Annotated in this window: 19 protein-coding genes and 1 tRNA gene; 10 read left to right on the forward strand and 10 right to left on the reverse strand. The window is 68.3% G+C overall.

Translation table 11 applies throughout. The features are described 5' to 3' along the window. The 10 genes from gspJ to FM111_RS06955 all read right to left on the reverse strand — a co-directional run bounded on the left by gspJ (position 1) and on the right by FM111_RS06955 (position 12,187). Positions 1 to 645, reverse strand: coding sequence for a type II secretion system minor pseudopilin GspJ (gene gspJ / locus FM111_RS06910; protein WP_087140233.1), 645 nt, complete (start codon positions 643 to 645; stop codon positions 1 to 3). Further along, the gene (gspI, locus tag FM111_RS06915; protein ID WP_087140234.1) at positions 642 to 1,007 is read right to left on the reverse strand and encodes a type II secretion system minor pseudopilin GspI; all 366 of its coding nucleotides are present in this window, start codon (positions 1,005 to 1,007) and stop codon (positions 642 to 644) included. Before gspI ends, gspJ begins: the two co-directional genes overlap by 4 nt. Continuing rightward, complete coding sequence (locus FM111_RS06920; RefSeq protein ID WP_087140235.1) at positions 1,000 to 1,413, reverse strand: GspH/FimT family pseudopilin; 414 nt, start codon at positions 1,411 to 1,413, stop codon at positions 1,000 to 1,002. Before FM111_RS06920 ends, gspI begins: the two co-directional genes overlap by 8 nt. 142 nt (positions 1,414 to 1,555) lie before the next feature. Beyond that, the gene (gene gspG / locus FM111_RS06925) at positions 1,556 to 2,008 is read right to left on the reverse strand and encodes a type II secretion system major pseudopilin GspG (protein ID WP_087140236.1); all 453 of its coding nucleotides are present in this window, start codon (positions 2,006 to 2,008) and stop codon (positions 1,556 to 1,558) included. Between the two features lie 11 nt (positions 2,009 to 2,019). After that, positions 2,020 to 3,234 (reverse strand): type II secretion system inner membrane protein GspF, encoded by a 1,215-nt coding sequence (gspF, locus tag FM111_RS06930; RefSeq protein ID WP_087140237.1) that lies wholly within the window; start codon positions 3,232 to 3,234, stop codon positions 2,020 to 2,022. Continuing rightward, positions 3,234 to 4,727, reverse strand: a complete 1,494-nt coding sequence (gene gspE / locus FM111_RS06935) for a type II secretion system ATPase GspE (RefSeq protein WP_087140238.1) — start codon at positions 4,725 to 4,727, stop codon at positions 3,234 to 3,236. The genes gspF and gspE overlap by 1 nt, the downstream gene beginning before the upstream one ends. After that, positions 4,724 to 6,844: a type II secretion system secretin GspD gene (gspD, locus tag FM111_RS06940; RefSeq protein ID WP_087140239.1), complete on the reverse strand. Its 2,121-nt coding sequence runs from the start codon at positions 6,842 to 6,844 to the stop codon at positions 4,724 to 4,726. The genes gspE and gspD overlap by 4 nt, the downstream gene beginning before the upstream one ends. Beyond that, positions 6,841 to 7,683 carry a type II secretion system protein N gene (locus FM111_RS06945; RefSeq protein ID WP_087140240.1) on the reverse strand — a complete coding sequence of 281 codons (843 nt, stop codon included), beginning with the start codon at positions 7,681 to 7,683 and terminating at the stop codon, positions 6,841 to 6,843. Before FM111_RS06945 ends, gspD begins: the two co-directional genes overlap by 4 nt. A gap of 212 nt (positions 7,684 to 7,895) precedes the next feature. Then, complete coding sequence (locus tag FM111_RS06950) at positions 7,896 to 10,589, reverse strand: TonB-dependent receptor domain-containing protein (RefSeq protein ID WP_087140241.1); 2,694 nt, start codon at positions 10,587 to 10,589, stop codon at positions 7,896 to 7,898. Between the two features lie 89 nt (positions 10,590 to 10,678). Next, positions 10,679 to 12,187 (reverse strand): hypothetical protein, encoded by a 1,509-nt coding sequence (locus FM111_RS06955; RefSeq protein ID WP_256968128.1) that lies wholly within the window; start codon positions 12,185 to 12,187, stop codon positions 10,679 to 10,681. A 325-nt stretch (positions 12,188 to 12,512) separates the two neighbouring features. On the opposite strand from FM111_RS06955, the gene FM111_RS06960 reads away from it, so the two are divergent. From FM111_RS06960 to FM111_RS07005, 10 genes are all read left to right on the forward strand, one after another. After that, positions 12,513 to 13,940, forward strand: a complete 1,428-nt coding sequence (locus FM111_RS06960) for an amino acid permease (protein ID WP_087140243.1) — start codon at positions 12,513 to 12,515, stop codon at positions 13,938 to 13,940. 94 nt (positions 13,941 to 14,034) lie between these two features. Continuing rightward, positions 14,035 to 14,108, forward strand: a tRNA-Cys gene (locus FM111_RS06965). 32 nt (positions 14,109 to 14,140) lie between these two features. After that, entirely contained in the window at positions 14,141 to 14,620 is a 480-nt protein-coding gene (locus FM111_RS06970; protein ID WP_087140244.1) for a redoxin family protein, read from the forward strand. A gap of 175 nt (positions 14,621 to 14,795) precedes the next feature. Then, complete coding sequence (locus FM111_RS06975; protein ID WP_087140245.1) at positions 14,796 to 16,241, forward strand: aldehyde dehydrogenase family protein; 1,446 nt, start codon at positions 14,796 to 14,798, stop codon at positions 16,239 to 16,241. A 17-nt stretch (positions 16,242 to 16,258) separates the two neighbouring features. Beyond that, positions 16,259 to 17,023 (forward strand): glucose 1-dehydrogenase, encoded by a 765-nt coding sequence (locus FM111_RS06980; RefSeq protein ID WP_087140246.1) that lies wholly within the window; start codon positions 16,259 to 16,261, stop codon positions 17,021 to 17,023. A gap of 4 nt (positions 17,024 to 17,027) precedes the next feature. Continuing rightward, positions 17,028 to 18,119, forward strand: coding sequence for a 3-isopropylmalate dehydrogenase (gene leuB / locus FM111_RS06985; protein ID WP_179205046.1), 1,092 nt, complete (start codon positions 17,028 to 17,030; stop codon positions 18,117 to 18,119). 10 nt (positions 18,120 to 18,129) lie between these two features. Beyond that, positions 18,130 to 19,416, forward strand: a complete 1,287-nt coding sequence (locus FM111_RS06990) for an acetylornithine deacetylase/succinyl-diaminopimelate desuccinylase family protein (RefSeq protein WP_087140248.1) — start codon at positions 18,130 to 18,132, stop codon at positions 19,414 to 19,416. Positions 19,417 to 19,420: 4 nt separating this feature from the next. Next, complete coding sequence (locus FM111_RS06995) at positions 19,421 to 19,987, forward strand: cupin domain-containing protein (RefSeq protein WP_087140249.1); 567 nt, start codon at positions 19,421 to 19,423, stop codon at positions 19,985 to 19,987. Positions 19,988 to 20,267: 280 nt separating this feature from the next. After that, positions 20,268 to 22,466: a TonB-dependent receptor gene (locus FM111_RS07000; protein ID WP_256968129.1), complete on the forward strand. Its 2,199-nt coding sequence runs from the start codon at positions 20,268 to 20,270 to the stop codon at positions 22,464 to 22,466. A 133-nt stretch (positions 22,467 to 22,599) separates the two neighbouring features. After that, the gene (locus FM111_RS07005; RefSeq protein WP_087140250.1) at positions 22,600 to 23,931 is read left to right on the forward strand and encodes an aspartate aminotransferase family protein; all 1,332 of its coding nucleotides are present in this window, start codon (positions 22,600 to 22,602) and stop codon (positions 23,929 to 23,931) included. The last annotated feature ends 63 nt before the right edge of the window (positions 23,932 to 23,994 follow it).

The raw sequence follows: 23,994 nt of genomic DNA on the forward strand, positions 1-23,994 counted from the left end.
TCATGCGGCGGCGACCAGAAACAGTTGCTCGACCGGGCCGAAACCGTCGAGCGTCAGCGTCACCCGCACCGCGTCCGGCAGGGGTCGGTCGCTGCTGGCGGAGAAGGCGGGCGCCTCGGACCCGTTCTGGATGAAGGCGATGCGGGCGTCCTTCACCCCGCGATACAGCACCTGCGGCGGCCCGGCCCGCGCCCCGTCCAGATAAGGGGCCACGCGGCGCTCCAGTCGATCCTCCACCAGCCGATATTCGACCCTTTGAACCGAGGCGCGCGGCGCGCCGTCCGGGTTGCTCCAGCCGCTGCGGGCCAGCACCAGCAGCGGATCGCCCGGCGACTGCGGCCCCATGATCGCCTGAGGCGCCGGACGCCCCGTCGGCCCGCGCACCCGCCGTCCCGTCGCCTGCGCCAGATCGGCGCGCAGCAGCGCGCGGGTGCGTTGCAGCGCCGCCACGCGGTCGGCGTTCGCCTTCACTGCGAACCGATTGTCGATCGACTGCCCCAGCACCAGCGCGCCCGCCCCCGCCAGCAGGGCGAAGATCAACAGGGCGATCATCACCTCGACCAGTGTAAATCCGGCTCTCTTTCTTCCACTACCGCTAGCCGCGCGGCGGCTCGCTGCTTGAGCAGATAGGCGATCTTTCCTCATGCCCCCGCCGCCCGAAACAGCACGCGCTCGGCGGCCTGTTCCTCATCGGCGAAGACGCGCACGTCGATGCGGCCGACGCCCGGCATATCCGTCGCACTGACCACCCGCACCCAGCGCCACTCGCGCCCGCCCAGCGACGCCTGACCGCCCGTGCTGCCGCTGGGCAGGTCGCGCGCGATCATCGCCTCGGCGGCCACATTGTCGGCGACGATGCCGCCCAGCGTCCGCGTCTCGACCCGCGCTGCCGAACGCGTGCTCTCGCCAGACAGGTTCAGCAGCGCCATGGCCGCCAGACCGAACACAGCCAGCGCCACCAGACACTCGATCAGGGTGAAGCCCGCGCGGGACGAACCCTCACTCATGGATCGTCACCTCGCCCGCCCCGTCAATGGCGACGGTGACGGATCGGCCATCGCGTTCCAGCCGCACGCTGGCGGCATCGGCCCCGCCGGTAGGGTCGAACACGGCGCGGGCGGCTCCGGCGGCGGCGGCGCCCTCGCCCCACGCCTTGGGCGCCAGCACGCCGGTCAAAGGCGTCCAGACGGCGCCGTCGAAACTCTCGAAACCATAGCCCGCCGCATCGGCGCGCAGAGCCACCGGGCGATTTGTCATCACCGCCTCCTCCCGCGCCAGCGTCAGGCGCGCGGCGAACCGCTCGGCTTCGACGGCCAGCGTCGGGCGCGGGTCCGGCATGGACAACATCACCGCCCCCGCCGCCACGCCGATGATGGCGATGACCACCATCAGTTCGACGAGGGTGAACCCCATTCTTTGTTCGCTATCGCGCGCGCTTCGGGCGCGCGCTGCTTGAGCGAGTTGTCGTGCGCTACCGCTCACCGCGCGGCGGCTCGCTACTTGAGCGCGTTTGGGCGTTTCCACGGCTACCGATGAAGCCGAGTAGGCGCGAGCCTCAGCCCTGCCAGTTGCCGATGTCGGCGTCATTCCCCTCGCCCCCTTCCTGGCCGTCGGCGCCGAAGGACCAGATGTCAAACTGGCCTCCGTGGGCGCTAAGGCGACGGTACTGATAGGGATTGCCCCACGGGTCTTCCGGCAGGCGGCGCACATAGCCGCCCTGGCGATAACGTTCCGGCCGCGCCAGATCGGCGGGCGGCGCGGTCAGGGCCTTCAGCCCCTGCTGGTCCGTCGGGAAGGTCAGGTTGTCGAGGCGATAGGTCTCCACCGCCTGCTCCAGCACCGAGATGTCGGCCCGCGCCTTGCCGACCATGGCCTTGTCCTGACTGGGCAGAACATTGATCGCCACCACCGTCGCCAACAGGCCGATGATGACGATCACGACCATCAGTTCGACAAGGGTGAAGCCCTGACGTTTCTGATGTTTATCCTGAGTATCTTCGCTACGCATGGAAGGTCTCCTCACCCCAGGGCCAGGGTGTTGATCTGAAGAATGGGAAGCAGGATCGACAGCACGATCACGGCGACGATCCCGCCCATGACCACGATGATCGCCGGCTCCAGCAGGCTGAGCATAACGGCGGTGAAGTTGGAGAATTCGCGCTCCAGATAGTCGGCTGCTCGCTCCAGCATGGGCTCCAGCCGACCGCTGCTTTCGCCGGAGGCGGTCATGTAGACGAGGATGGGCGGGAAGACATCGGCGCGGCGCATGGCGGCCGACAGGCCCCCGCCTTCACGCACGGCCTCAGCCATCTGTTCGGTGGCGCGGCGCAGGGCGCGGTTGGAGACGGTGCGGGCGGTGATGGTCAGCCCCTCCAGCACCGGCAGGCCCGCCGCGATCATGATCGACAGGGTGCGGGCCATGCGCGCCCCGTGCAGGTCGCGCGTCAGCCGCCCGACCAGAGGCAGCCTGAGCACCCAGGCGTCCATCTTCAGCCGCACCGCCTCGCGCCGTCGCGCGATCAGCCCTGCGGCGACCACGGCCGCGAGCATCAACAGCATCAGCCAGCCCCAGTCGCGCATCAGGGCCGACAGACCGATGACCAGCCGCGTCAGCAGCGGCAGGGTCTGGCCCATGCTCTCGAACTGATCGACCACCTTGGGCACGATGTAGGTCATCATGGCGACGATGACGCCCAGCGCCACCACCGCCAGCACGCACGGATAGACCAGCGCCGTCAGCACCTTGCCGCGCACCACCTCGTCCCGCTCCAGCCCGTCGGCCAGCCGTTCGAGAATGGGTTGCAGCGCGCCTGACTGCTCGCCCGCCGCCGTCATGGCGCGATACAGCGGCGGAAAGGCCGCGCCCTGCTGGCCCATGGCGTCAGACAGGCGCCGCCCCTCGATCACCCCGGCGTGGACGCCTTCCAGCACGCGGCGCAGGTTCGGCCGGTCGGCCTGAAGCATCAGGTTCCGCAACGCCTCCTCCAGCGGGGAGACGGAGATCAGCGTCGCCAGTTGCCGCGTCGTCAGCGCCAGCGCCTTGGGCGACAGCCGCCCGGCTTTGCCAGCCTTCGCCGACGTCGCGACCGTCCCCGAGCGACCGGGCGACAGTTGCAACGGCGCCAGCTGACGCTTCGCCAGCGCCTTGCGCGCAGCCGCCTCGTCGGCGGCGGTCACAGAGCCGCTGACCGTCCGCCCGGCCGCATCGGCGGCGATGTAGTCGAAGGCCCCCATCAGGCCGCGACCTCTTCGGCGGCGGTCTCCTGACGCGCCACGCGCAGGGCCTCCTCGACCGAAGTAACGCCTTCCAGCACCAGCGTCCGCGCCCGGTCGGCCAGCGTCCCGCCGCGCGCGAAGGCTGCGTCGAACACCGCGTCCTCATCGGCGCCCGAGGCGATCAGGCGGCGCACCTTCTCGTCCACCGTCAGCGTTTCATAAAGGCCGATGCGTCCGACATAGCCGGTCGAACCGCAGTCGGCGCAGCCATGCGGCCGCCAGACGCGCACGCCTTCCTCGGCGCCGATCAGCCGCGCCGTCGCCTTGTCCGCCATCTCCTCGATCCGGCAATGCGGGCACAGGCGCCGCACCAGCCGTTGCGCCACCACCAGCCGCAGGGTCGAGGCCAGCAGGAAGGGCTCGACCCCCATGTCGCGCAGGCGCGTCACAGCCCCGGCCGCGTCATTGGTGTGGACCGTCGACAGCACCAGGTGGCCGGTCAGCGACGCCTGAACGGCGATAGCCGCCGTCTCCGTGTCGCGGATTTCGCCGACCATGACCACGTCCGGATCCTGACGCAGGATGGCGCGCAGACCGGCGGCGAAGGTCATGCCGACCTTGGGGTTCACCTGCGTCTGGCCCACGCCTTCGATGGCGTATTCGACCGGGTCTTCGACCGTCAGTATGTTGCGCGATCCGTCGTTCAGCGGCGCCAGCCCGGCATAGAGGCTGGTCGTCTTGCCCGAGCCCGTCGGGCCGGTGACGAGGATGATGCCGTTCGGCTCGGCCAGCGCATGGCGGAAGGCCTCCAGCGCGGCCGGGTCCATGCCCAGCCGATCCAGCGTCAGCCCGGCCTGATCCTTGTCCAGAATCCGCAGCACCACCCGCTCGCCCGCCCGCGACGGCAGGGTCGAGACGCGCACATCCAGAGACTTACCGCCCAGCGTCAGGGGAATACGTCCGTCCTGCGGCTTGCGCTTCTCGGCGATGTCCAGCCGCGCCATGACCTTGATGCGCGACACCAGCAGCGGCGCCACGCGCGGGTTCAGGCTCAGCGCCTCGCGCAGCACCCCGTCCACCCGCATCCGCACCAGCAGGCGCGTCTCATAGCTTTCCAGATGCACGTCCGAGGCGCCGATGCGGGCGGCCTCGGCGATGACGCCGTTGATCAGGCGGATGACCGGCGCATCGTCCGTCGCGTCCAGCAGGTCCGCCGCCGCCGGAATATCGTCCACCAGACTGTCGAGGCCGACCGGCAGGGACAGGTCGTCGCCGTCGGCCGCCGTCAGTTGCTCGCCCGCATAGACCTCTGACAGCTTGCGATCGAAGGCGGCGGCGCTGAGAGGCGTCGCCTCCAGCGGACGGCCCAGCGCGCGGCGCGCCTCGACCAGCGCCAGCGGATCAGCGCCCTCGCGTACGCCCACCGCCATCACCTCCCCCGCCGCCAGCAGCAGCACGCCGTGGGTCTTGGCGAAGCCGTAGGGCAGACGCGGATCGACGACGGTGATCACCGGGCGGCCCCCGCCACGGGCGGCAGCGGCTGGGCCGCGACCGGCGCCACGGGAGCGATGACCAGAGGTTCGCCCGCCACGGGAGCCGCGGGCGGCTGCGCCTGCATATAGTCACGCAACAGGGCGTCCAGGCTCGGCTCGCGGTCCGGGTGAACCCGCTGCTGCTCGCCGCGCATATAGCCCCAGCGATCCGCCGCCAGACCCTGCGCATCCGCCGTGGTGCGCAGGATGGTCGGGCGAAGGAAGACCATCAGATTGGTCCGCCCCCGCTCGCGACTGGTCGAGCGGAACAGGACGCCGACGCCCGGAATGTCGCCCAGGCCGGGAACCTTGCTCGTCTCCAGCCGGTCGTTCTGATCCAGCAGGCCGCCCGCTACGGCGATGTCGCCGTCATCGACGACCAGCGTCGTCTCCAGCTCGCGCTTGTCCAGGATCAGGTCGTTGGCGCCGCTGGTCAGCAGACCGTTGATGCTCGACACCTCCTGCCGCAGCGTCAGGGTGATGGAGCCGCCCGCATTGATCTGGGGCCGGACCGTCAGGCGCACGCCGATGTCCTTGCGCTCGGTCGTGGTGAAGGGGTTGGAGTTGCCGTCCAGGATGGTCTGGCCGGTGGTGATCGGCACCTCCTGCCCGACCAGGAAGGTCGCCTCTTCATTGTCCAGCGTCATGATCGACGGGGTTTGCAGCAGGTTGGAGCCCGCGTCCGTCTTGGCCGCATTGATGATGAAGCCGAACAGGCCGTCGCCCCATTTGCCGCCCGCCCCGCCGACAAAGCCGTTGGCGCCCAGCAGGCTGTTGAGGGCCAGGTTCTGCAACCGCTCGCGCAGGGGATCGTCCTTGTCCAACTGCCCCGCCGCCGCCCCGCCCGCAATGGGAACCAGCGGCGCCGCACGATCGGAATAGTTGGTCAGGCCGACGCCCTGCTCGCCCGCCATCAGCCACTGCACGCCCAGGTCGCGAACGGCCTTGTCGCTCAGTTCGACGACGATGGCTTCGATCAGCACCTGCTGGCGGCGCACGTCCAGTTGGCGGATCACTTCGGTCAGGGTGCGTTGCAGGTCCGCCGGGCCGGAGATGACCAGGGCGTTGGCGCCGGGGAAGCGGGCGATGGTGGCGCGCTGGCCGGTGGCGGTGACGGTGGTCGAGCCGATCGGCCCGCTGTCGGGCTCGCTCGTCGTGGTCAGGCCGCCCTGCCCCATGCCGCTGGTCGTATGGGCCGCTCCGGCGCGGGCGGTGCGAAGACGCGGCGAGGAGGCCGCCGCCGCATCGGCGGGCTGGCCGACGATCTGTTGCAGGACCGGCAGCAACTGCTCGGCGTCCGCATGCTCCAGAAAGACGACGTTGACGTCCTGACTGGCCCGCGCCCGGCCGTCCAGATCGGCGATCAGGCCGCGCACGCGCGACAGCGCCTGACCGTCGCCGCGCAGCACCAGGGCGTTGGAGCTTTCGACCGGGGTGATCGTCACCAGGCTGGGCCCGCCGGGACCGCCCGTCACCTGTTGCAGCACGCCCGCGATCTCACGCGCCGAGGCGTTCTCCAGCGCCACCACCTCATAGGCCGAACGGTCCACGTCGATGCGACCGACCAGCGCCCGGATGCGCGACAGATTGTCGGCGAAGTCGGCCACCACCACGCTGTTGGCGCCGGGATTGGCAAGCACCTGCCCCTGCGCCCCGACCAGAGGCCGGATCGTCTCGGCGGCCGAGGCGGCGTCGATGTGGCGAAGGGTGAAGACCTCGGTCGAGAACCGCTCGGCGCCGACCGTGGCCGGCCCCTGCGCCGCCCCCTGGGCCGGACTGATGCGATAGGCGCCGGACGACGTCGGCGTCACCACCAGACCATTGGCCCGCAGCGTCGACAGGAAGACCTCGAACAACTGGGCGCGGGTCAGGGGGCGCGGGCTGGACACCGTCACCGTACCCGTCACCGCCGGATCGACGATGAAGGTGCGCCCCGTCGTGCGCGCCACATCCTGCACGAAGGCGCGGATGTCGGCGTTCTGGACGTTCAGCGTCTGACGCGCCTCCTGCGCGATCACCGGCGCAGCGGCCAGCGGCTGGACCGCCAGAACAGCGGCCAGAACACCGGTGAGCAGTGAACGGTTACGGGCCTTCATGGGCGCGTCCTTACGGTGGTGGAGCGGACTTGACCGTCGCGCTCGAACTGGATCTGGGCCGAAGGGGCGTCGGCCAGCTGGCTGCGCAGGGCGGCGAGCGCCTGCGGGCTGTTCAGGGCCGTGCCGTTGACCGACACGATGACATCGCCCGAGCGCAGGCCGGCGTTGCGAAGCTCGCCCCCGTCGCCCGAGGCGGAAATGGTCAGGCCGTTGACGCCCAGCCCCTGAATGCGCGGCCGCAGCCCCGCCTGGGCGATCAGACGCTGGGGGTCGACCGCCACGCCTTCGGCCGGGGTCGGTTCAGGCGTCGCAACGGCCGGTTGGGCCGTTGTCGCGGGCGCAACAGAAGCTGCGCCGGACATCATGTCGGGAAAATCGAGGCGGAACGGCGCGCCGCCGCGCGACAGCATGACGTGATCGGGGGCGACGGCGCTCAAGGTCAGCCCCGGCTCCAGTTCCTCGCCCGCCCCGACCGAAACCTGACGCCCGTTCGACAGGCCGATGATGGCCGATCCGCCGCCCGCGCCGTCCGCGCGCACCCCGAACAGGGTCAGGCCGCCGCCGTCCGACGACGCCGCCTCGGCCCCGCCACCGCCGTTGCGGAAGAAGGCGTCGAAGCGCGACAGCACGCCCAGATCGATCTCAGATAAAGGTTGGGCCTGGACGCCTTGCGGCATGGGCGCCGCGAACAGCCAGACCAGTCGCCCGGCCTGCACCAGAAGAAGCAGGATCAACGCCGCCTCGACCACGCGCCGCAGCGGCGGACGGCGAAGGGACAGGCCGCCCTCGCCCAACGAAACGGCGCTCAGTTTGCGAAGGCCAGCGAGCAAGGAAGACATCCCCCACGGCCTCTCGCGGCCGCACCGCCTCCCTAGGCGGATGCTCCGTACCCGGCTCGCTCCGAACCATGACAGCGCCGAGAAGTTGTCGCGACAGATGCGGCGGGTTCGGAGAGAATGACGCGAAACATTCACCCTGCCCCGACGGCAGGCATAAAAAAGCCGGGAGACCACTGGGGTCTCCCGGCTCAAATGTCAGGCGCAGTCTGCGCTTAGAAACGCGCCGTCAGGCTGACCGAGGCGCTCTGACCCAGGTCATACTGGTTGATGCGGATCTTGTTGCCCTTCTCCTGATACTCTTCGAAGTCCGTCCCCAGCAGGTTACGCAGCTCCAGGGCGAAGCCCAGGTCGCGCCCCTTCACGGTGAAGTCCTTGCGATAGACGAAGTCGAGAACGGCGCCCGGCTCCTGCAGGTAATTAGGCTCGCGCGCCGTGCCGACGCCCGCACCGCGTGCGGTGATCCGCTCCGAGACGTAGTTCAGGATGAGGGTCGCCTGCGAGCGAGCCGTGTCGTCTTCCCAACCCAGTTGCAGGTTGGCGACGTGCTCCGACTGGCCCTGCATACGGCTGCCGTCCTGAATGAAGAAGGACGCCTGCTCAGGACGGCCGCCGCCGCCCAGGGTGATAACGGTGTCGCCCTCGCCGACCGAAACCTCGGAGTCCGACCAGGTGTAGTTGGCCTGCACCAACCAGCGCTTGTTGGAGATGAAGGCCGCCTGGTCGGCGAACTCGAAGTATTTCTTCACCTCGGCCTCGACGCCCATGACGGTCGCTTCCGGCGCGTTCAGGAAGGTCTGCTGGCGCTGGTTGCCGACGTCGACGATCACGGCTTCAACCGGCTTGTCCAGCTTCTTGTAGAAAACGCCCGCCGTGACGAACTGCTGGCGGCCGAAATACCATTCCCAACGCGCGTCCAGGTTCAGGATCTCGGTGTCGGTCAGATAGGGGTTGCCGATGAAGACGCGGTCGCTTTCCGGGTCGGTATAGGCCTGGGGCGCCAGTTCGCGGAACTGCGGACGGCCGATGGTCTTGGACGCGCCGAAGCGCAGCTGCTGATCCTCGGTGAAGTTCCACGTCGCGGTGAACGACGGCAGCCAGTACTGCTCCTCGATCTCGGTCGCCTCATAGGACGAGGTTCCGCCGAACAGGTCGCGCGGGGTCACGCTTTGCTGACCGTCCTCGAAGCGGACGCCGAAGGTGGTGCGCACGGTCGGCACGAACTCGGCGTCAACCATGGCGTAGACGGCGTTGACCTTGAGGTCGGCATCGTAGGCGTTGGCGCCGTTCGAGCCGGCGATCTCGCGCAGCTGCAGGGTCCACGGATTGATGTTGAAGTCCGAGAACAGATAGTCGATCCGCGAATGCCGCTGGCTATCGGTCAGGCCGTTGACGGCCTCGAACTGCAGGTCGTGACGTTCGGCCGAGCGGGTGTTGTCCAGAGTCGAGGCACCGACGCTGATGGTCGCCTCACGGCCCGCCGCCATCGGCAGCTTATAGGCCAGGTCCACGCCGCCGGACCAGATTTCGTCGTCCAGCTCGCTGAACGAGATCTGGTTGCCCTGGACGTTGTGGATGAAGCGGTCCTGGGCGTCGACGCCGTACTGGAAGCGCGATTCATAGGGGGCGTCGCGCGAGGTCTTGGCGTAGGCCGCGCGCCAGTCCAGCTTCCACTCGCCGTCGGCGCCGAAGTAGTGCTCGCCCGCCAGTTGGCTGGTGAACAGCTGACGCACGAACCACTCGGTGTAGTCGTTGCGGATCACGCTGCCGCCGGCGTCGAAGTCCGGCCCGGCCGAGGTGCGCGCGCGCTTGGTCGTGGTGCGGACGTAGAGGTTGGTCCACTTCACCTCATGATCGTCGGTCGTCAGCGACAGGCCGCCCAGGAAGTTCAGGCGCACGTCGTTCTGGTTGGACTCGACGTCGAAGGTCGAGACCGGCACCAGGTCGTCGCCCTGGAACTGGCCTTCTTCCTGGATCGCCTGGCGGGTGCGCCAGGAGTTGTCGTAGCCGGCCACGGCGATGACGCCCAGGTCGCCGATCTCGGTCGGAGTGCGGAAGCCGCCCGCCAGCTCCAGGCTGCCGTCGACCGGCGTCTGCTGACGCTGCATCAGGCGCAGCGGCGCATTGACCATCGATCGGCCCATCCGCTGCAGCTCGGCGGCCGAGAAGTTGGCCATGTTGATCTGCTTGCCGGTGCGGAAGGCCAGATCGATCGGCCCCGGAACCTTGCGAGTCTCGTCGTCGAAGCCGGTCCAGTCGGTGTCCGAGCCGTAATAGACCAGGTTGTCGCGGCCCGTCGTCTCGGTGTTGCCGCCGATGCCCGCCTTGAAGGTCAGGAAGGGCTCGGCCGGGGCGTCCACGGTGCGCAGGTCGATGACCCCGCCGCCGAACTCGCCCGGATAGTTGGGGGAATAGGACTTCTGAACCGTCATGCCCGCCAGGATGCTGGAGGGGAACAGGTCCAGCGGCACCACGCGCTGCAGCGGCTCGGGGCTGGGCAGCGGCGAACCGTTCAGCAGGGCCGAGGAATAACGCTCGCCCAGGCCGCGCACATAGACAAAGCGGCCTTCGACGATCGACAGGCCGGTCACGCGGGTCAGGGCGGCGGCGGCGGTGGAGTCGCCGGTGCGCTGCAGGTCTTCCGACGTCAGGAAAGCGGCCACTTCGGCGCTCTGACGGTTCTGCTGCGGGATATTGCGGCCCAGGACGACGATGTCGCCCAACTGGGTGGCCGGGGTCTGCGACACCTGATCCGGGCTTTCCGGATCGGCGGGCAGTTCATTGCTCAGCGCCACGGCGGCGACGGGGGCGGCCGCCTGGGCGAGCGCGAGGCTGGGCGCGCCGAAAGCGGCGACCAGGGCGCTGCTGGCCAGCAGCAGCCCGTTACGGGTCAGGGTCTTGTTCTTCATGTTCGGCTGCCTTGCGTAGGTCGAGAGAGGCTGGACGCTCAAAGGGTCGGCGGCGGCCCTTTCGGACCGCCGCCTCGCCAGAGGGTTCATCAGCACTTCGCGTTGGCGGTCAGGCCGCAGGTCCAACCCTGCCACCAGGTGTCCGAAGCGTTCTTCACGGCGCCGATGTAGTCGGTGTCGGTGAAGGCGGCGTGGACACTCGAAGCCTTGGCCGGAGTCACGGCGGTTTCGTTGGCGCCGTTGATGAAGGTCAGGACCTGATTGGTGATCGTCACGCCCGCGGCCGGGGCGGTCAGGGTCGAGGTTCCCTTGGCCGTGTTGTTCGTGCCGGCCGTGAAGATCGGCTCCGAACGGGTGGCGTTGCTCGGGCGATACGAAATCCCGCAGGACATGAAGACCGAGTTGAACACCGGGTTCACGCTGGCCGTGTCGGCGTCGGCGATGTCCAGGCAGCCGGCCAGCGAACCGGCGGCGCTGGTGAAGACCGAGTTGACCACGGTCGCCTTCGTGCCCGTGTCGAAGTGGGCGACGGTGTGGGCGTCGGTCGGCGAGTTGCGGCCCACCATCGTCCAGTTGGCGATCTTGGGCTGCGAGTTGTAGCGCTGGGCCAGCGGCGTCGAGGCCGGGGCGGCCGAGAACTCGAAACCGGCCGAGCGGCTGGTCGCGTTCGGGGCGCGCTGGGTCACGATGCCGAACTGGGCGCCGCCGCGCCAGCCGGTGTCGGTGTCGAAGGCGTCGTCGTCGGCGCCGTTGATGACGATGCGCTTCAGGTTGACGTTGCCGCCGAAGATTTCGATGCCGTCGTCCGACGAGTTGTAGGACTGGACGTATTCGATGGTGGTGCCCGCGCCGACGCCGGCCAGGGTCAGGGCCTGCAGCTCGTTGCCGGTCGAGATCTCAAAGCCCGAGTAGCGGATCTGGACGTAACGCAGACGGCCCGAGTTGTCGTTGACGTTGCCGCCGCCGTAGAAGGCGTTGGTGCCTTCCACCTGGCCGGTGCAGGTGACCGGTGCGGTCAGCTGGCAGTTGGCCTGGGGCGCGCGGCCGGCGATGACGATGCCGCCCCACTGACCGTGCGAGTTCTCGTTGGTCGCGCCTTCGACGTTCTGACGGCTGGTGAAGACGATCGGCTGCGAGGCCGTGCCTTCAGCGTAGATCTGCGAGCCGCGGTTGACCAGCAGATAATCGCCGCCGCCCGAGGCGAAGATGGTCACGCCCGCTTCAACCGTCAGGATGCCCTGCGTGCCGGTGTTGGCCGAGGCGTCGACGCCGCCGTCGGTGCCGACGGCCGTGCGGCCCGAGATGGAGTAAATGGTGCCGGCGCGCAGCGGCACGGTCAGCGCGCCGTTGATCTGTTGCGGCAGTTGGCAGTTGCGCAGCGTGCCGTTGGCCATGGTGCCGACGTTGGCGAAACCGGCCGGGCAGTCAGCGGCGGCCTGGCCGTTGCCGCCATTGCCATTCCCGTTGCCATTCCCGTTGCCGTTCCCATTGCCGAAGTCGCCTTCGCCGGGCGAGGCCACCTCGGCCGATCCGCCGCAGGCCGCCAGGGCGAGCGCGCTGGCCGCCACGGCGAGCATGGTCTTGAAGCTGCTGTTCATCGTCATCCACCGGTCTGGTCAAAAGATGCGACAGTGGGCGGCCTATCCGTCACGGATGGCCCTGCTTCCCTCCTGCCTCGGCGGCATGGATAGCGGCTGCGGTTTCCGAAGCTTGCGTGCTTCAGTGACGGATCGGCTTAGGTTTCTTGCCGTTTTATCGCCGCCCGAGTGACAAAATGTCCGGTGACGGAGGTAGCCGTCCGCCCTGCCGCGCCTCAAAGCCGCGCTTCAGACCCGCGTGACGCTTGTATCCAGGGCGCGTCTGGCGCAACACAGCGCGCCGGTCTTCCCGCCGGTCCCGACACACAAGAAGATGAGAGACCGTATGGGCGGCTGGAACGTGCGCAAGCGCATCACGGTCAACGCGCAGGAACGCAGCCTGACCCGCAGCCTCAGCTGGCCGCACCTGATGGCGATGGGCGTGGGCGCCATCGTCGGCACCGGCATCCTGACCCTGATCGGCATCGGCGCGGACAAGGCCGGTCCGGCCGTCCTGCTGTCCTTCCTGATCGCGGGCTTCGTCTGCGCCTGCGCCGCCCTGGCCTATGCCGAGATGGCCTCGACCATCCCCGCCTCGGGCAGCGCCTATACCTACAACTACGTCGTCATCGGCGAGGTCGTCGCCTGGATCATCGGCTGGAGCCTGATCCTGGAATACAGCCTGGTGGTCAGCGCCGTGGCCGTCAGTTGGTCCGGCTACGCCGCGCCCCTGCTGCACGACTGGCTGGGACTGCCCATGGCCCTGATGCAAGGGCCGCACGCGGGCGGCGTCGCCAATGTGCCCGCCCTGTTCATCATCCTGGTCATCGCCGGAATGCTGATCATCGGCACCCGCAAGAGCGCCACGCTGAACCTGGCCCTGGTGGTCGTGAAGCTGTCGGCCCTGGTTCTGTTCGTCTGGTTCGCCCTGCCCCACTTCAACGCCGCCAACCTGGAGCCGTTCAGCCCCTTCGGCTTCGGCCGCACCATGGGCGAGGACGGGGTCGAGCGCGGCATCATGGCGGCCGCGGCTATCATCTTCTCGGCCTTCTACGGTTTCGACGCCATCGCCACGGCGGCCGAAGAGACCCGCAACCCCAAGCGCGACCTGGCCATCGGCATCGTCGGCTCCATGCTGGTCTGCGCCGCCATCTATACGGTGATCGCCACGGCCGCCCTGGGCGCCGCGCCCTTCACCCTGTTCGCCAATAGCCCCGAGCCGCTGGCCCTGATCCTGCGCGAGATCGGCCAGCCGGGCGCCGCCCACTTCCTGGCGGTGACCGCCGTGCTGACCCTGCCGACCGTCATCCTGGCCTTCTTCTACGGCCAAAGCCGCATCTTCTTCGTCATGGCCCGCGACGGCCTGCTGCCGCGCGGCCTGTCGCAACTGTCGGCCAAGGGCGCGCCGCTGCGCATCACCGCCTTCACGGCCGTCGTGGTGGGGACCATCTCCCTGTTCTTCCCGCTGGACGAGATCGTCGCCCTGGCCAACGCCGGAACCCTGGTGGCCTTCAGCTCCGTGGCCCTGTGCATGCTGATCCTTCGCCGCCGCGCGCCCGAGCTGCCGCGCGGCTTCCGCACGCCGCTGGCCTGGATCATCGGTCCCGTGGCCATCGCCGGCTGCCTGTATCTGTTGGCCAGCCTGCCGCAGAAAACCCAGCTGTGGTTCCTGATCTGGAACGTCATCGGCGTCGGCGCCTATCTGCTCTACGGCCGTCGCTTCAGCGTCGCCCGTCGTGAGGCCAAGGAAGCCGAACAGGCCGCCACCGACTGATCCATGGGGGGCGCTGCAACCGGCGCCCCCTCAAATCCGCAACCGGCCCAGGCGACGTCCGACGTCGCCTGCTACCCAGACGCCTCGCCCCGATGGCCGGATGGCGGAGCGGTTACGCGGCGGAATGCATATCCGCCCAGCCTGGTTCGATTCCAGGTCCGGCCTCCATCGGGGCGCCCTGCCGTTCAGGAGCCGCCTCCATGCACCGTCTCGCCCCTCCGATCGACGCCGTGGAGTGGTTGAACACGCCCGAACCCGTCCGTCTGGAAGACCTGCGCGGCAAGGTCGTCTGCATCGCCTTCCTGCAACGCCTCTGCCCCGGCTGTTCCCACTATGCCCTGCCCCAGGCCCGGCGCGTGGCCGAGACCTTCACCTCCGGCGAGGTCGCCGTTCTGGGCGTCCACAGCGTGTTCGAGCATCACGATCAGCAGTCGGACCGCGCGGGCCTGACCCGATGGCTGGCCGAGCACGGCTGCCGTTTCCCGGTCGCCGTCGACGCGCCTTCGGCCGACACCACAGCGCCGCGCACCATGACCGCCTTCAATCTTCAGGGCACGCCCAGTCTGGTGCTGGTCGACCGGCTGGGCCGGATGCGGATGCGCCGCTTCGGCCCCGTCTCGGACATGATGCTGGGCGCCGAGATCATGGCCCTGCTGCTGGAGCCTGCAACCGCCGCCTAGGCCAAGGTCGAGCGCCTGCTTATTCCGGCTCAGAACGCTCATTTTAATGAGCACCACGAACACAAAATCAGTCACTTAGGTCAAAACCATAAAGGGCTTGGCGCCTGATCCGTTATCGTGCCCACTATCCTGGACGGCGAACCAGAGGGGATCGCCTTCGCAGTGAGCAGACGATATGGCCGCCCCCTTCTCCACGGATAAGGTCTTCATCGGCGGCGTCTGGCGCCCCGCAGGGGGTGACGCGACCCTGCCGATCGAGAACCCGTCGACGGGCGAAGTCATGGGCCGGCTCGCCGCCGGGACCGCCGCAGACGTCGACGCCGCCGTCCGCGCCGCGCGCGCCGCTTTCGAAGGCGACTGGGGCCGCATGACGGCGGTCGAGCGCGGCCGCATCCTGGCCCGCATGGGGCGCGAGGTCGAAGCCCGCATCGACATGCTGGCCGAGCTTGAGGCCCTCGACGTCGGCAAGCCGCTGAAGCAAGCGCGCAACGACGTGATCGCCCTGGCCCGCTATCTCGAATTCTACGCGGGCGCGGCGGACAAGCTGCACGGCGAGACCATTCCCTTCCAGGACGGCTACACCGTCTACACCCTGCGCGAGCCGCACGGGGTGACGGGCCACATCATCCCCTGGAACTATCCGATGCAGATCATCGGCCGCTCGGTCGTGGCGGCCCTGTGCGTCGGCAACGCCGTGGTGCTGAAGCCTGCAGAGCAGGCGTCTCTGACCGCCCTCGCCTTCGCCCACATCGCCGCCGACTGCGGCCTGCCCGCAGGCGCGCTGAACGTCGTGACCGGCACAGGCGCCGAGGCGGGCGCGGCGCTGGCCGCCCATCCGGGGATCAACCACCTGTCCTTCACCGGCTCGACCGGCGTGGGCGTCGCCATCCAGCAGGCCGCGGCGGTCAACGCCGTGCCGGTGACGCTGGAGCTAGGCGGAAAGTCGCCTCAGTTGGTGTTCGACGACGCCGATCTGGACAAGGCCCTGCCCTTCCTCGTCAACGCGGGCGTCCAGAACGCAGGCCAGACCTGCTCGGCCGGATCGCGCGTGCTGGTTCAGCGCGGCGTCTATGACGAAGTCGTGCGCCGCATGGCCGAACGCTTCGCCGCCCTGACCGTCGGTCCCGCCATGGATGACCGTGATGTCGGGCCGCTGGTGTCGAAGAAGCAGCAGGCCATGGTCGAGAGCTTCATCGACAAGGGCCGCGCCGACGGCCTGATCGTGGCGCAGGCCACGCTGGCCGACCTGCCGTCCGGCGGCGCCTATGTCGCTCCGACCCTGTTCGCCAATGTCGCGCCCGACCACCCGCTGGCGCAGCAGGAAATCTTCGGCCCCGCCGTCGTCGTCATCCCCTTCGACACGGAAGACGACGCCGTCGCCATCGCCAACGGCACCGATTACGGCCTGGTCGCGGGCGTCTGGACCGCCGACGGCGGGCGGCAGATGCGGCTGGCGAAACGGCTGCGGGCCGGACAGGTCTTCATCAACAACTACGGCGCAGCGGGCGGGGTGGAACTGCCCTTTGGCGGCGTCGGCAAGTCGGGCCACGGTCGCGAGAAGGGGTTCGAGGCGCTGTACGCCTTCACCACCCTGAAGACCGTCGCGGCCCATCACGGATAGCGCAAGGGAGTAGCGTCTTGGGGGAGAACAGATCGAAGCGGCTGGAGGGCGAGCGAGCGATCGTCACGGGCGGAGCCTCCGGCTTCGGCGCCGGAATCGCGCGCCGCTTCGCCGAGGAAGGCGCCCGCGTCATCGTCGCCGACCTGAACTTTGAGGCCGCCCGCACGCTGGCCGCTGAACTGGGCGACGCCGATCTGGGCGTGAAGGTCGACGTATCCAGCGCCGCTGACGTCGCTGCTCTGGCCGAAACCGCGAACCGCCTGCTGGGCGGGGTCGATATCGTGGTCAACAACGCGGGCGTCGGCCACACGCCCCAGCCGCTGGACGAGCTGTCGGACGAAGTCTTCGACCGCATCGCCAACGTCAACATGCGCGCCATCTATCTGATGTCGAAGGCCTTCGTCCCGGCGATGAAGGCGCAAGGGTCCGGCGCCATCCTGAACATCGCCTCGACCGGCGGAGTCAGCCCCCGCCCGAACCTGACCTGGTACAACGCCTCCAAGGGTTGGGTCATCACGGCGACGCGGGCCATGGCGGTCGAGCTGGCGCCTTTCCAGGTGCGGGTGAACGCGCTGAACCCGGTGGCGGGCGACACCCCCCTGCTGAAGACCTTCATGGGCGCCGACACGCCCGAGATGCGGGCGAAGTTTCTGGCCTCCATCCCCATCGGCCGCTTCTCGACGCCCGAGGACATGGGCGCCGCCGCCGCCTTCCTCTGCTCCGACGACGCCTCGATGATCACCGGCGTGGCCATGGAGGTCGACGGTGGCCGCTGCATCTGACCGCGTGTTCAAACTGCTGGTCCTGCCGGGCGACGGCCTCGGGCCCGAGATCATCCGCGAGACCCTGCGCGTCGTCGACTGGGCCCGGAACGCCGGGCTGCGAATTGAACTGAGCGAGGCGCTCGCAGGCGGCGCCAGCATTGACGCCGTGGGCGCGCCCATCGCCGAGGACGTGGTGCAACAAGCGCTGGCGTCAGACGCCGTCCTGTTCGGCGCCGTCGGCGGCCCCAAGTGGGATCACCTGCCCCGCGCCCAGAGGCCCGAGATGGGCATACTGCGCCTGCGTCAGGCGCTGGATCTCTACGCCAACCTGCGACCCGCCGTCTGTTTCGACGAACTGCTGGACGCCTCGGCGCTGAAGCCCGAGCTGATCCGGGGCCTCGACATCCTGATCGTGCGCGAGGCGACGGCGGGCGTCTATTTCAGCCTGCCCCGCGCCAATGAGGTCGACGCCAACGGCCAACGCCGCGCCTATGACACCCAGGCCTATACCGAGGCCGAGATCGCCCGCGTCTGCCGCACGGCCTTCGAACTGGCCCGCACCCGCCAGCGCCGCGTCTGCTCGGTGGACAAGGCCAATGTCATGGAGACCGGCGCCCTGTGGCGGGCCGTCGCCACCGAGGTCGCCGTCGACTATCCCGACGTGGAGCTGTCGCACATGTACGCCGACAACTGCGCCATGCAGTTGGTCCGCCGCCCGGACCAGTTCGACGTCATCGTCACCGACAACCTGTTCGGCGACATCCTGTCCGACGCGGCGGCGGCCCTGACGGGCTCGCTGGGCCTGCTGCCCTCCGCCTCCCTGTCCGGCCTTGGGCAAGGCGGCAACAGCCGGGGCCTGTATGAGCCGATCCACGGCTCGGCACCCGATATCGCGGGCCAAGGCGTCGCCAACCCGATCGCCACCATCCTGTCCTTTGCCCTGTGCCTGCGCTGGTCGTTCGACCGCGCCGATCTGGCCGACCGGCTTGAGCGCGCCGTTCGGCACGTCGTGTCCAGCGGCGTCCGTACCCCCGATATCGCCCACCCCGGCGTCGCCGCCGTCTCCACCATTGAGATGACCGACGCGGTTCTGGCCGCCTTGGCCGCCGAGTGAGGATCAACCGATGAGCGCCCCGACCCTGCAGACCGTGATGGACCTGATCGACGGCCGCGCCGACGAACTGGTCGCCCTGACGCAGGACCTGATCCGCTTCCCCACTATCAACCCGCCGGGCGAGGCCTATCGTCCCTGCGCCGAATACATCGGCGAGCGGCTGAAGAAGCGCGGCTTCACCGTCGAATATGTGCGCGGCGAAGGTTCGCCGGGCGACAGCGATCAATACCCCCGCACCAACGTCATCGCCCGCTGGACCGGCTCTGAACCGGGGCCTTGCGTCCACTTCAACAGCCATATCGACGTGGTCGAGGTCGGCGCCGGCTGGACCGTCGATCCCTTCGGCGGCGAGGTGAAAGACGGCAAAGTCTACGGTCGCGGCGCCTGCGACATGAAGGGCGGGCTGGCCGCCTCCATCATCGCGGTCGAGGCCCTGATCGATTCCGGCCTGCCCCTGCCCGGCGCGCTCGAAATTTCCGGCACCGTGGACGAGGAATCCGGCGGTTACGGCGGCGTCGCCTATCTGGCCGAACGCGGCTGGTTCTCCGAGCCGCGCGTCAACCACGTCATCATCCCCGAGCCGCTGAACGTGGACCGTGTCTGCATCGGACACCGCGGCGTCTGGTGGGCCGAGATCGAGACCAAGGGCCGCATCGCCCACGGCTCCATGCCTTTCCTGGGCGATTCCGCCATCCGCCACATGGGCGCGGTGATGGAGGAGTTCGAGAGCAAGCTCTATCCCGCCATGGCCGCCCGCCATTCCGACATGCCGGTTGTGCCCGAGGGCGCCCGCCAGTCGACGATGAACATCAACTCCATCCACGGCGGCCAGGCCGAGGGCTTCGACGGCCTGCCCGCGCCCTGCGTCGCCGATTCCAGCCGCATGGTCATCGACCGCCGCTTCCTGATCGAGGAGTCTCTGGAGGACGTGAAGGGCGAGGTAAAAGCCATCCTCGACGGTCTGGCGGCCCAGCGTCACGGCTTCCGCTATGAGATGCGCGACCTGTTCCAGGTTGCGCCCAGCATGGCCGACCGCGACGGCCCCGTCGCCAGCACGACGGCCGCCGCCATCGAGACGGTGCTGGGCAAAAAGGCCCAGTTCGTCTGCTCGCCCGGCACCTATGACCAGAAGCACATCGACCGCATCGGCAAGCTGAAGGACTGCATCGCCTACGGCCCCGGCGTGCTGGATCTGGCGCACCAGCCGGACGAATGGGTGGGCATCGACGACATGACCAACTCGGCCAAGGTCATGGCTCGCGCGGCCTATGACCTGCTGACCCGCAAACGGAGCTAGCGAGATGGCGCGTGGCGATATGGAAGAAGAAAACATCATCGGCCCGCGCCTGCGCGCCCTTCGCGACCGCCTCGGCCTGTCGCAACGCGCGCTGGCTCGAAAGGCGGGCGTGCCGTCCAGCACCGTCAGCCTGGTCGAGAGCGGCCGCACCAGCCCCTCCGTCGGCTCGCTGAAGCGGCTGCTGGACGCGGCGGGCATATCGCTGGGCGACTTCTTCAGCTCGGAGTTCGAGACCCCGACCAAATACTTCTATCGGCACGACGAACTGACCGACATCTCGCGCGGCGAAGTCTCCTATCGCCAGCTGGGGTCCAGTCAGGATTCCAGCCTGCAGATCCTGTATGAGACCTATCAGCCCGGCTCGGACAGCGGCCGGGTCATGCTGTCCCACGAAGGCGAAGAGGGCGGCATGATCATCTCGGGCCGTCTGGAAGTCACCGTCGACGGCCAGTCGCGGGTGCTGAAAGCGGGCGAAGGCTATCTGTTTCCCAGCGTCCTGCAGCATCGCTTCCGCAACATCGGCGATGTCCCCTGCGTGGTCATCAGCGCCTGCACGCCGCCCACCTTCTGACAGTGTCGTTGCAAACGATCAGTATTCCGATCATTGGAATATTTTTCCTTTAGCCGACAGAGACATAGACAAAACAAGAAACAGCCTTGCTCAATCTTACCCCTGAGCGACTACTAATCCCCAAGGGAAGAGGGTTCCCCGTCGTCGATCATCGCAACCGCACACACGTGCTGCATTGCACAAAGCATCGACAGCGGAGATAGTTCGGCGACCGGGCTGTCCCGGTCGCGACGGCTGAACGCGGCTTCAGACTGCGGCGGCCTCATGGGGAGGAAAGACGATGAATCGTCTGATGGTCAGCGTTTCCGCCGGGGCCTTGTTCGCCCTGTCCGCCACCTCCGTCGCCGCGCAACGCGCGCCCGACGAACCGGCCGCCACCACGGTCGACGAGGTCATCGTCACCGCCCAGCGCCGCGAACAGGCGGCCCAGGATGTCGGCATCGCCCTCAGCGTCCTCAGCGGCGAAAGCCTGACGCAGCAGGGCGTCACCAACGTCAACCAGCTTCAGAACGCCACGCCCAACCTGGAGGTCGAACCGGCCTTCGGCGGCGGCGCGGCCCAGTTCCGGATGCGCGGCGTGGGCTTTCAGGACTACGCCTCAAACAACTCGCCCACCGTCGGCGTCTATGTGAATGAGGTCGCCTATCCGGTCCCGGTCATGACGCAGGGACTGATCTTCGACATCGACCGTGTCGAGGTGCTGCGTGGGCCGCAGGGCACCCTCTATGGCCGCAACACCACCGGCGGCGCCATCAGCTTCGTCACCAAGCGCCCGACCGAGGAACTGGCCGCCGGGCTGATGACCGAATGGGGCAGCCACAACCTGTTCCGGGGCGAGGGCTATGTCTCCGGCCCGCTGGCCGAAACCCTGCGCGGCCGTCTGGCCGTCTCGACCGAACAGGGCGGCGCCTGGCAGCGCAACCGCGACACCGGCGAAAGCCTGGGCGACGCCGACCGCACCGGCGCCCGCGCCCTGCTGGAATGGACGCCCAATGAAACCTTCACGGCCCTGCTCGACGTCCACGGCGGCGTCGACAAGTCCGAGAACCAGGGCCTGTATCTGATCAGCGACCTGCACACCCGACTGGGCGCGGGTCCGGTCATCCCCGCCGACAAGGATCGCTCCAAGACCGGCTGGGGTCTGTCGCAGCGTTTCGCCGACGCCATCGGCCGCGATGTGAACGCCAAGCCGGGCCGAGACAACTCCTCCTGGGGCGCCTCGCTGAACGCCAATCTGGCGCTCAAGGGCATGAACCTGTCCAGCATCACCAGCTATGAAACGCTGGAGCGCAGCGAATACGGCGACTGGGATTCCAGCGCCTCGGTCGAGGCCGACACCTTCTTCGGCAGCGATGTGAATGTCCTATCGCAGGAACTGCGTCTGGCCTCGGACAACGATAGCCCCCTGACCTGGGTGGCCGGTTTCTACTATTCGAAACAGGATCTCGACGAGCGTTACTTCTCGGACTTCATCGACATCTACGGCACCTACGCCCAGGTCACCTATGACCAGAAGGTCGAGTCCTGGAGCCTGTTCGGTCAGGCCGAATACGCCTTCTCCGAGCGATGGAAGGCCATCCTGGGCCTGCGCTACGAGGAAGAGACGCGCGAGCTCGAAGGCTTCGGCTCGGCCTTCGGCGGCGCCACCGCCCTGCCCCCGACCAGCGTCGACACCAAGATGACCCCGCTAACCGGCAAGGCGGCGCTGGAGTTCAAACCCGCCGACAATGTCCTGATCTACGGCTCGGCCAGCCGGGGCGCCAAGTCGGGCGGCTTCACCACCTACAACACCGGCGACAGCAGCGGCATCGAACCGTTCGACCCGGAAATCCTGTGGGCCTATGAACTGGGCTTCAAGGCCGATCCGTCGCGCGCGGTCCAGATCAACGGCGCGGCCTACTACTACGACTACAACGGCCAACAGGTGCTGTCGGCCGTCTGCGGCGTCAACGGCCCGGTCGGGCGCTTCACCAACGCCGATTCCAAGATCTACGGCGCCGAACTGGAGGGCGTCTTCCGCCCCGCCGCCGGTCTGCGGATCAGCCAGAACCTCAGCTACAAGAAGGGCGAGTACACCGACTTCATCGACCTGGACATCGGCGCCTGCCAGCAGACGCCGCGCGCCACCGTCTACATCGACAAGTCGGGCCAGAAGATTCCCTTCCCTGCCTGGTCCTACGGCGGCTCGGTCAGCTATGACTGGACGGTCGGCGGCTTCGCGGTCACGGCCGAGGCCAACTACAGCTATCGCGACGAATACCCGTCCTGGCTGGGCGCCAAATACGATGTCGAGGCCTATTGGCTGGCCAACGCCAGCATCACCGTCGGACCAGAAGACGCCGACTGGTCCATCGCCTTCTGGGCGCGCAACCTGTTCGATGAAGACTACGACCTGACGCGCAACTTCTTCACCAGTGCGGACATCGCCCAGCCTGGCCGTCCGCGCACGATCGGGGCGCGGCTGACCCTGCGTTACTGATCGATCAACCCGCTCAGTAAATCGAGCGCGCAGATAAAATATCTCTTTTTATCTGCGCGTTGCGCCCAACAAGTAACAGTCTTCCCTTTCGTCGCGGTTCAGCCGCTACTGGCGAAAGACAGAGGATGACCGCATGACCGCTGCAAACGCCGGCAAGGCCGCAAACGACCTTGATCCTTTCTGGATGCCCTTCACGGCGAACCGCGCCTTCAAGGCGCAGCCGCGCCTGTTCGCCTCGGCCAGGGACATGCACTACTTCACGCCCGACGGTCGGGCCGTGCTGGACGGGACGGCCGGTCTGTGGTGCGTCAACGCCGGCCACGCCCGCAAGCCGATCGTCGAGGCGATCCAGCGTCAGGCCGAGATTCTGGACTACGCCCCGACCTTCCAGCTGGGCCATCCGCTGGCGTTCGAGCTGGCGTCGCGTCTGGGGATGCTGCTGCCCGGCGACCTGAACCACGTCTTCTTCGCCGGTTCGGGGTCAGAAGCGGTCGACACCGCTCTGAAGATCGCCCTCGCCTATCAAAGCGCCAGAGGGTTCGAGAACCGCACCCGCCTGATCGGCCGCCAGAAGGGCTACCACGGCGTCGGCTTCGGCGGCATTTCCGTCGGCGGGCTGGAGAACAACAAGCGCGGCTTCCCCACCCTGCCCGGCGTCGACCACCTGTCGCACACGCTGAACCTGGACGAGGCCGCCTTCACGCGCGGCCAGCCGGTCTGGGGCCTGCATCTGGCCGATGAGTTGGAGGCTCTGATCGAGACGCACGGCGCCGAAACCATCGCCGCCGTCATTGTCGAGCCCATGTCCGGCTCGGCCGGAGTGATCGTGCCGCCGATCGGCTATCTGGAGCGTCTGCGCGAGATCACGGCGCAACACGGCATCCTGCTGATCTTCGATGAGGTCATCACCGGCTTCGGGCGCCTGGGCGCCCTGACGGCGGCCGAGGCGCTGGGCGTCACGCCCGACCTGATGACCTGCGCCAAGGGGCTGACCAACGGCGCCGTGCCGATGGGCGCCGTGGGCGTCAGCAGCGCCGTCTATCAGGCCGTGGTCGAGGGCGCGGCCGGGCCGGGCATCGAGTTCTTCCACGGCTACACCTATTCCGGCCACCCGCTGGCGGCGGCGGCGGGCCTGGCTACGCTGGACGTCTATGAGAGCGAAGGCCTGTTCCAGCGCGCGGCCGAGCTGACGCCTTACTGGCAGGACGCGGTGCACAGTCTGAGGGGGCTGCGCCACGTCATCGACATCCGTGATCTGGGCCTGGTCGCAGGGATCGAGCTGGAGCCGCGCCCCGGCGCGCCAGGCGCCCGCGCCACGGAAGTCTTCCACCGCGCCTTCGACGAAGGCCTGCTGATCCGCGTCACCGCCGACGTCATCGCCCTGTCGCCGCCCCTGATCATCAGCCACGCCCAGATCGACGAACTGATCGACCGTCTGGCCGCCATTGTGCGCGACACGCCCTGACGCCGTGGCCGATTTGAGCGATGCTGCGATCAGGACGGGAGGCGTGACCGCGTGACATCGGGC

This window comes from Brevundimonas diminuta 3F5N (assembly GCF_900163625.1).
Classification (GTDB): Bacteria; Pseudomonadota; Alphaproteobacteria; order Caulobacterales; family Caulobacteraceae; genus Brevundimonas; species Brevundimonas diminuta_A.